Source organism: Kitasatospora sp. NPDC059577 (assembly GCF_042735475.1).
In the GTDB taxonomy this organism is placed as follows: domain Bacteria; phylum Actinomycetota; class Actinomycetes; order Streptomycetales; family Streptomycetaceae; genus Kitasatospora.
In genome coordinates this window covers 113,241-121,224 of sequence record NZ_JBHWBZ010000018.1, presented here as the reverse complement: position 1 = coordinate 121,224, position 7,984 = coordinate 113,241, and the positions used below count along the sequence as shown (strand labels likewise).

Sequence of the window (7,984 nt, the reverse complement as noted above, 5' to 3'; positions counted from 1 at the left end):
TGTCTAACACCCCCCCCGGGGGGCCCCCCCGCCCCGCGGGGCGGGGGGGGGGGGGGCCCGGGCGCGCCCCCCCCCCCCGCGGCGCACCGGACGAAATGCGCTGGCCGGGAACCCGGTGGACGGGAAATGATGCGGTGCGGGCGCCCCTGTGGCGCCGCACCCCTGCCCTCCACGACCTGGGAGCCCGATTGCCTCCGATCCCTCCGGCGGATCGCTCCGGCGCGCCGCACGGGCGCGCCGTCGACCCGCTGTTCCTCGCCTACCCGCTGCGGTCCCTCGCCGACGCCGCCCTCACCCGGGCCCGTGAACTCGGCGCCTCGCACGCCGACTTCCGCCTGGAGCGGGTCCGCAGCGCCTCCTGGCGGCTGCGCGACGCCCGCCCGGCGGGCACCTCCGACAGCGTGCAGCTGGGCTTCGCCGTCCGGGTGCTGCTCGACGGCGCCTGGGGCTTCGCGGCCGGTGTCGACCTCACCACCGCGGCAGCGGCGAAGGTCGCCGAACAGGCCGTCGCGGTGGCCCGGCTCTCCGGAGGGATCAGCCGGGCAGCCGGATCCACGGAGCGCGTCGAGCTGGCCGAGGAGCCGGTGCACCGGGACGTCACCTGGGTCTCCTCCTACGAGGTCAACCCGTTCGAGGTGCCGGACGCGGAGAAGACGGCGCTGCTCGCCGAGTGGAGTTCGCGGCTGCTGGCCGCCGAGGGCGTCTCGCACGTCCAGGCGAGCCTGCTGACCGTCCAGGAGAACAAGTTCTACGCGGACACCGCGGGCACCGTCACCACCCAGCAGCGGGTCCGGCTGCACCCCACGCTCTCGGCCACCTCGGTGGACGAGCGCACCGGCGCCTTCGACTCGATGCGCACCCTGGCCCCGCCGGTCGGCCGCGGCTTCGAGTACCTGACCGGCACCGGCTGGGACTGGGACGCCGAACTCGCCGAGCTGCCGGTCCTGCTGGCCGAGAAGATGAAGGCCCCGAGTGTCCGGGCCGGCCTGTACGACCTGGTCATCGACCCGTCCAACCTGTGGCTGACCATCCACGAGTCGATCGGCCACGCCACCGAACTGGACCGTGCGCTCGGCTACGAGGCCGCCTACGCCGGCACCTCCTTCGCGACCTTCGACGGGCTCGGCACCCTCCGGTACGGCTCCGACCTGATGCACGTCACCGGTGACCGCACCGCCGAGCACGGCCTGTCCACCATCGGCTACGACGACGAGGGCGTCGCCACCCAGTCCTGGGACCTGGTCCGGGACGGCGTCCTGGTCGGCTACCAACTGGACCGCGGCATGGCCAAGTTGAAGGGCTTCGAGCGTTCCAACGGCTGCGCCTTCGCGGACTCCCCGGCGCACGTCCCGGTGCAGCGGATGGCCAACGTCTCGCTCCGGCCCGCCGCCGACGGCCCGGACACCGAGGGCCTGTTCGCCGGGGTGGAGAACGGCCTGTACATCGTCGGCGACCGCTCCTGGTCGATCGACATGCAGCGCTACAACTTCCAGTTCACCGGCCAGCGTGCCTACGCCATCAAGAACGGCGAACTCGCGGGCCAGGTCAAGGACTTCGCCTACCAGGCCACCACCACCGACTTCTGGGGCTCGATGGCGGCGGTCGGCGGCCCGCAGACCTACGTCCTCGGCGGCGCCTTCAACTGCGGCAAGGCGCAGCCCGGCCAGATCGCGGCGGTAAGCCACGGCTGCCCGTCGGCGCTGTTCCGGAACGTCAACGTGCTCAACACCCAGCAGGAGGCGGGTCACTGATGACCGCGATGCAGCCCCACGAACTCGTCGAGCTGGCGCTCGGCCTCTCCCGCGCCGACGGCTGCGTGGTGATCGCCGACGAGGACTCCACCGCCAACCTGCGCTGGGCCGGCAACGCCCTGACCACCAACGGCGTCACCCGCGGCCGCCGGCTGACCGTGATCGCCACCGTGGCCGGCGCCGAGGGCACCGCCTCCGGCGTGGTCTCCCGCGAGGCCGTCGTCCCGGAGGAGGTCGAGGAGCTGGTGCGGGCCGCCGAGGAGGCCGCCCGCGCGGCCGGCCCGGCCGAGGACGCCCAGCCCCTGGTCGCCGACCGGCCGTCCTCCCCGGACTTCACCGAGCCGCCCGCGGAGACCTCCGTCGCGGTCTTCGACGCCTTCGGCCCGGCCCTCGGCGAGGCCTTCGCCCGCGCCGCCGCCCGGGGCGAGCTGCTGTACGGCTTCGCCCGTCACGAGCTGACCTCCAGCTACCTGGGCAGCTCCACCGGCCTGCGGCTGCGCCACGACCAGCCCACCGGCATGGTCGAGTTCAACGCCAAGACCGCCGACCTGTCCGGCTCGGCCTGGGTCGGCGCCGCCACGCAGGACTTCACCGACATCGACGTCGCCGCCCTGCACGCCGAGCTGACCAAGCGCCTCGGCTGGGGCGCCCGCAAGGTGGACCTGCCGGCCGGCCGCTACGAGACGCTGCTGCCGCCCTCGGCCGTCGCCGACCTGATGGTCTACCTCAGCTGGTCCTCCGGCGGCCGGGACGCCCACGAGGGCCGGACGGTCTTCTCCAAGCCCGGCGGGGGCACCCGAATCGGCGACAAGCTCAGCGGCCTGCCGCTGACGCTGCGTTCCGACCCGCAGGAGCCCGGACTGCAGGCCCCGCCGTTCGTGCTGACGCACTCCACCGGCGGGGACGTCTCGGTCTTCGACAACGGCGAGCCGATCGCCGCCACCGACTGGATCCGCGCGGGCGTGCTGAACGACCTGATCACCAGCCGCCACTCGGCGGGGCTCACCGGGCTGCCGGTGCGTCCGGCCGTCGACAACCTCGTCCTGGAGACGGCCGACCAGGAGTCGGCGCCGACCCTGGACGAGATGATCGCGCGCACCGAGCGCGGCCTGCTGCTCACCTGCCTCTGGTACATCCGGGAGGTGGACCCGGCGACGCTGCTGCTCACCGGCCTCACCCGCGACGGCGTCTACCTGGTGGAGAACGGCCAGGTCGTCGGCGCGGTCAACAACTTCCGGTTCAACGAGTCCCCGGTGGACCTGCTCGGCCGGATCACGGAGGTGGGCCGCACCGAACGCTGCCTGCCCCGCGAGTTCAGCGACGACTTCACCCGCACCGCGATGCCACCCGTGCGTGTCGCGGACTTCAACATGAGTTCGGTCAGCCAGGCCTCTTAGCCGCTGGCCGACGGGGGGATACGAGAGACATGATGGACGAGAAGCGGCTGGTCGGATCGAGCAGGACGCTGTCGCGCATCCTGCGGCACGAGCCCGGCCTGGTGGGGATCACACTGGACGGCTCCGGCTGGGTCCGGATCGACGAACTGCTCGCCGCACTCGCGGCGAAGGGCAGGCCGCTCACCCGGGCCGAGCTGGACCACATCGTGGCCACCAACAACAAGCGCCGCTTCGGCTACTCGGCGGACGGACTCTCCATCCGCGCCAACCAGGGCCACACGGTGGCGGTCGACCTCGGTCTGGCCGCCGCCGTACCGCCGCACGTGCTCTACCACGGCACCGCCGACCGCCACCTGGCGGCGATCTTCCGCGAGGGCCTGCGCCCGATGACCCGCCGGGACGTCCACCTCTCGGCCGACACCGAGACGGCGACCCGCGTCGGCGCCCGGCACGGCCGCCCGGTGGTGCTGACGGTGAACGCGGCCGCGATGGCGGCGGCCGGCCACGAGTTCCGGCTCAGCGACAACGGCGTCTGGCTCACCGACGCCGTACCCCCGCAGTACCTCTCCCGGCGCTCCTAGAAGCCGTCTTCGGACCCGCGCCTGCGGGGTGACGCGGGGGGTTCGAGGACGGGCCCCGGCACGCGGTGACCGAAGGGCCTGTCCGCTCCGCCGGACAGGCCCTTCGCCCACCCGACCGGGTGGGTCCGCCCGACCCGGCCTCGTCGCCGCGACCGCCCGGGCGTACCGTGAGGAGGCCGCGCGGCCAGGCGCGCGGGTGCGCGACGAGGGCGGTAGGACACATGGGCAAGAGCGCCGACGACGGGCAGGTCTTCCGGATCACGGGGGCGCGCAGCAGCCTCAGCGAGGACGTCCGGGGACGCCAGCGCCGTTACGTGATCTCGATGCTGCTCCGCACGGTCTGCGTACTGCTCTCGGTGGTGCTGTGGGACGTCCAGCGCTGGCTGGCGTTCGCGACTCTGGCCGGCGCCGTCCTGCTGCCGTACTTCGCGGTGCTGATCGCCAACGCGGGCCGGGAGCGGGCCCCGGGCCTGCCGAGCACCTTCGACATCCCGCTGGACACCCCCCTGATGCTGGGCCCCGGTGGGACGGGTGGGGCGGGTGCGACTGCCGGTACAGGAGAGGCAAAGGCCGCTGCCACCGATCCTTCACAGGACGTGAACTGACCGTCCGTTTCACCCCGCTTCAGCCATTTCCGGCTGGACGAAAGCTCAAAAGAACCTCAGATTAATCATGCAGGACCTCCCCATCCGAGGCTCTTGGCGTGACATACTGCGTACGCGCTCCGCATCCCCCGTCGGAGCGACGGACCGACGCCGGGCGGCTCCCCCCGTGGCTGCCCGGCGTCGCCATGCCCGGATCCGGTCGTCCCGACCGGGCGTGACAGACTGGCGGTGCAGACTTCCCGCCTATCCCCGAGGACCGCCCGATGGACACCCCGCAGACGCCGACCTGCTCCGCCAAGGGCTGCCGGGCGGACGCCGGCTGGGTGCTGGTGTGGAACAACCCCAAGCTGCACACCCCGGACCGCCGCAAGACCTGGGTCGCCTGCGACGAGCACCGCGAGCACCTGTCCCAGTTCCTGAGCGTGCGCGGCTTCCTCAAGGAGGTCGTCGCCTTCGCCGACTGGGCCCCCGAGGAGCCCGGCACCCCCGCCTAGCACCCCGGCCTAGCACCCCGCCTAGGCCCGACCGCTGCCCGGCCCCCGGCCCGGCACTCCGGTCCCGGCCTAGCCGCCGATCGCGGACATCGGCCGCTCGGGCTGGTGGAACTCCGGGTCGTCGATCCCGGCCCCGGCCTTCTTGCCCCACATCGCGGCCCGCCAGAGCGCGGCCAGCTCGGCGTCGTCCGCGCCCGAGCGCAGCGCGGTGCGCAGGTCCGTCTCCCCCGTCGCGAACAGGCAGTTGCGCACCTGGCCGTCGGCGGTCAGCCGGGTGCGGTCGCAGGCACGGCAGAACGGCCGGGTGACCGAGGCGATCACGCCCACCCGGCCCGGTCCGCCGTCCACCAGCCAGCGCTCGGCGGGCGCCGCGCCCCGGCCGGCGGACGGCTCCGGAGCGAGCGTGAAGCGGGCGCGCAGCAGCCCGAGGATCTCCTCCGCGGTGACCATCGAGCTGCGGTCCCAGCCGTGCTGGGCGTCCAGCGGCATCTGCTCGATGAAGCGCAGCTCGTAGCCCCGCTCCAGGCACCAGCCCAGCAGGTCGGCCGCCTCGTGGTCGTTGACCCCGCGCATCAGCACCGCGTTCAGCTTCACCGGCGTCAGCCCGGCGGCCTCGGCGGCGGCCAGCCCGTCCACCACGTCCTGGTGGCGCCGGCGGCGGGTGAGGGTGTGGAACACCTCGGGGTCGAGGGTGTCCAGCGAGACGTTGACCCGATCGAGCCCGGCCTCGCGCAGCGCCGTCGCGGTGCGGGCCAGTCCGATGCCGTTGGTGGTCAGCGAGAGCTCGGGGCGCGGTTCCAGTTCCGCGCAGGCGGCCACGATCGCGACCAGCCCGGGGCGCAGCAGCGGTTCGCCGCCGGTGAAGCGGACCTCGCGGACGCCCAGGTCGCGCACGGCCGTGGTGACCAGCCGGACGATCTCCTCGTCGGTGAGCAGGTCCGGCTTGGCGAGCCACTGCAGGCCCTCCTCGGGCATGCAGTAGGTGCAGCGCAGGTTGCACCGGTCCGTGAGGGAGACCCTCAGGTCGACGGCCTGTCGTCCGAAGGTGTCGAGCAGCACGTGCGTCCTTCCCCGTAATGCGGCCGGCCCGGCCACCGTGAGGCGGGCCGGGCCAGCATAGTCATCGCGGGACGATCAATGGGCGCCCAGTCCGGTCAGCGAGCGGACCTCCAGTTCAGCGTACTTCGCCGGGTCGGGGCGTTCCTTGGACAGCAGGGTGCCGAGCCAGCCGGCCAGGAAGCCGACCGGGATGGAGACCAGGCCGGGGTTCTCCAGCGGGAACCAGTGGAAGTCGACGCCTTGGAAGAGGGAGTTCTTGCCCCCGGACAGCACCGGGGAGAAGATCACCAGCACGACCGAGGAGAGCAGGCCGGCGTAGACGGAGCTGACCGCGCCGGCGGTGGTGAAGCGCTTCCAGAACAGCGAGAAGAGCAGGGTCGGCAGGTTCGCCGAGGCCGCCACCGCGAAGGCCAGGGCCACCAGGGCGGCGGTGCTGAGCTTGCCCGCGTAGAGGCTGAGCACGATGGAGATCGCGCCGATCACCACGGCGGCCCACTTCGCCGAGAGCACTTCCTCCTTCTCGCTCGCCTTCCCGCGCCGGATCACGTTCGCGTACAGGTCGTGCGCGAAGGAGGCAGAGGAGGCGAGGGTGAGCCCGGCCACCACGGCGAGGATGGTGGCGAAGGCGACCGCCGAGATCACCGCGAGCATGACCGCCCCGCCGGTGGTGCCGGCCCCGCCGCCGAGCTGCTCGGCGAGCAGTGGCGCCGCGGTGTTGCCGGACGGCGTCTTGCCCTCGACGGCGACCATGCCACCGCGGCCGACCAGGGCGGCCGCGCCGAAGCCGAGTGCCAGGGTCATCAGGTAGAAGACGCCGATGATGCCGATCGCCCAGAGCACCGACTTCCGGGCGGCCTTGGCGGTGGGGACGGTGTAGAAGCGGACCAGGATGTGCGGCAGGCCGGCGGTACCGAGCACCAGGGCGATCCCCAGGCTGATGAAGTCGAGCTTGGAGGTGTTGCTGGCCCCGTACTTCAGTCCGGGTTCGAGGAAGGCCGCGCCCTTGCCGCTCGCGGAGGCGGCCGCGCCGAGTAGTTCCGAGGGGTTGAAGTGGTATTTGGCGAGCACCAGGACGGTCATCAGCGCGGCGCCGACGATCAGCAGCACCGCCTTGACGATCTGCACCCAGGTGGTGCCCTTCATGCCCCCTATCACCACGTAGATGATCATCAGTGCGCCGACCGCGAGGATGGTCCAGCGCTTGGCGCCGTCCCCGGTGACCCCCAGCAGCAGGGCCACCAGCGCCCCGGCGCCGACCATCTGGGCGAGCAGGTAGAAGATCGAGACGACGATGGTGGACACGCCGGCCGCGGTGCGCACCGGGCGCTGGCGCATCCGGAACGCGAGCACGTCCGCCATGGTGAAGCGGCCCGAGTTGCGCAGCGGCTCGGCGATCAGCAGCAGTGCGACCAGCCAGGCGACCAGGAAGCCGATCGAGTAGAGGAAGCCGTCGTAGCCGTTGAGCGCGATCAGCCCGGCGATGCCGAGGAAGGACGCCGCGGACATGTAGTCGCCGGAGATGGCCAGGCCGTTCTGGAATCCCGTGAAGCCGCGGCCTCCCGCGTAGAAGTCGGCGGCGCTCCGGTTCTGCCGCCCGGCCCAGACGGTGATGACCAGGGTGGCCAGCACGAAGGCCCCGAACAGGGTCATCGTCAGGCCGCGGTGCTCGGTGGCGGAGCTGGCGAGCAATGTCATTCGACGGACTCCCGGGGGGCGTGGACGACGGCTCCGTGGGCCTCGCGGATCGCGGTGGCGGCCGGGTCGATCCGCCGGTCCGCGTAACGGGCGTACCAGGCGGCGATCGCGAAGGTGGTGGCGAACTGCAGCAGTCCGAGCACCAGGGCGATGTTGACGTGCCCGAGGACCTTGGTGCTCATCAGGCCGGGGGCGTAGCACGAGAGCAGGACGTAGAGCAGGTACCAGAGCACGAAGCCGATGGTGACCGGGAAGGCGAAGCTCCGGAACGAGCGCCTCAGGGTACGGAACTCCTCGCTGTTCTCGATGAGTTGGACTTCCGTGGGGGTAGTGGTGATCGGCGGCGAATCCACTCTCTCTCCTCACTCATTCGGCGTAGCTGTCACACAGGGGGAACGATCG

General features: G+C 72.2%; 8 protein-coding genes. 5 read left to right on the top strand and 3 right to left on the bottom strand.

The annotated features are described in order from the left end of the window. Positions 1-197: 197 nt before the first annotated feature. The 5 genes from ACFV0O_RS17175 to ACFV0O_RS17155 all read left to right on the top strand — a co-directional run bounded on the left by ACFV0O_RS17175 (position 198) and on the right by ACFV0O_RS17155 (position 4,828). Positions 198-1,751: a TldD/PmbA family protein gene (locus tag ACFV0O_RS17175; RefSeq protein WP_380342172.1), complete on the top strand. Its 1,554-nt coding sequence runs from the start codon at positions 198-200 to the stop codon at positions 1,749-1,751. After that, a complete protein-coding gene (locus tag ACFV0O_RS17170; RefSeq protein WP_380342121.1) occupies positions 1,751-3,148 on the top strand; it encodes a metallopeptidase TldD-related protein in 1,398 nt (465 codons plus the stop codon). The genes ACFV0O_RS17175 and ACFV0O_RS17170 overlap by 1 nt, the downstream gene beginning before the upstream one ends. Positions 3,149-3,180: 32 nt before the next feature. Next, positions 3,181-3,729 carry an RNA 2'-phosphotransferase gene (locus tag ACFV0O_RS17165; RefSeq protein ID WP_380342171.1) on the top strand — a complete coding sequence of 183 codons (549 nt, stop codon included), beginning with the start codon at positions 3,181-3,183 and terminating at the stop codon, positions 3,727-3,729. 221 nt (positions 3,730-3,950) lie between these two features. Continuing rightward, positions 3,951-4,334: a DUF3099 domain-containing protein gene (locus tag ACFV0O_RS17160; RefSeq protein WP_380342119.1), complete on the top strand. Its 384-nt coding sequence runs from the start codon at positions 3,951-3,953 to the stop codon at positions 4,332-4,334. A 263-nt stretch (positions 4,335-4,597) separates the two neighbouring features. Then, entirely contained in the window at positions 4,598-4,828 is a 231-nt protein-coding gene (locus tag ACFV0O_RS17155; RefSeq protein ID WP_380342118.1) for a hypothetical protein, read from the top strand. 69 nt (positions 4,829-4,897) lie between these two features. Here the strand turns inward: ACFV0O_RS17155 and moaA are convergent, their stop codons facing one another. The 3 genes from moaA to ACFV0O_RS17140 all read right to left on the bottom strand — a co-directional run bounded on the left by moaA (position 4,898) and on the right by ACFV0O_RS17140 (position 7,935). Then, the gene (gene moaA, locus ACFV0O_RS17150) at positions 4,898-5,887 is read right to left on the bottom strand and encodes a GTP 3',8-cyclase MoaA (protein WP_380342116.1); all 990 of its coding nucleotides are present in this window, start codon (positions 5,885-5,887) and stop codon (positions 4,898-4,900) included. Between the two features lie 75 nt (positions 5,888-5,962). After that, a complete protein-coding gene (locus ACFV0O_RS17145) occupies positions 5,963-7,582 on the bottom strand; it encodes a cation acetate symporter (protein WP_380342113.1) in 1,620 nt (539 codons plus the stop codon). Beyond that, complete coding sequence (locus ACFV0O_RS17140) at positions 7,579-7,935, bottom strand: DUF485 domain-containing protein (RefSeq protein WP_360265153.1); 357 nt, start codon at positions 7,933-7,935, stop codon at positions 7,579-7,581. Before ACFV0O_RS17140 ends, ACFV0O_RS17145 begins: the two co-directional genes overlap by 4 nt. Positions 7,936-7,984 lie beyond the last annotated feature (49 nt).

Coding starts and splice junctions, on each gene's coding strand:
- ACFV0O_RS17145 (WP_380342113.1), bottom strand. CDS start 7,582: ATGACATTGCTCGCCAGCTCCGCCACCGAGCACCGCGGCCTGACGATG.
- ACFV0O_RS17155 (WP_380342118.1), top strand. CDS start 4,598: ATGGACACCCCGCAGACGCCGACCTGCTCCGCCAAGGGCTGCCGGGCG.
- ACFV0O_RS17170 (WP_380342121.1), top strand. CDS start 1,751: ATGACCGCGATGCAGCCCCACGAACTCGTCGAGCTGGCGCTCGGCCTC.
- ACFV0O_RS17165 (WP_380342171.1), top strand. CDS start 3,181: ATGGACGAGAAGCGGCTGGTCGGATCGAGCAGGACGCTGTCGCGCATC.
- ACFV0O_RS17160 (WP_380342119.1), top strand. CDS start 3,951: ATGGGCAAGAGCGCCGACGACGGGCAGGTCTTCCGGATCACGGGGGCG.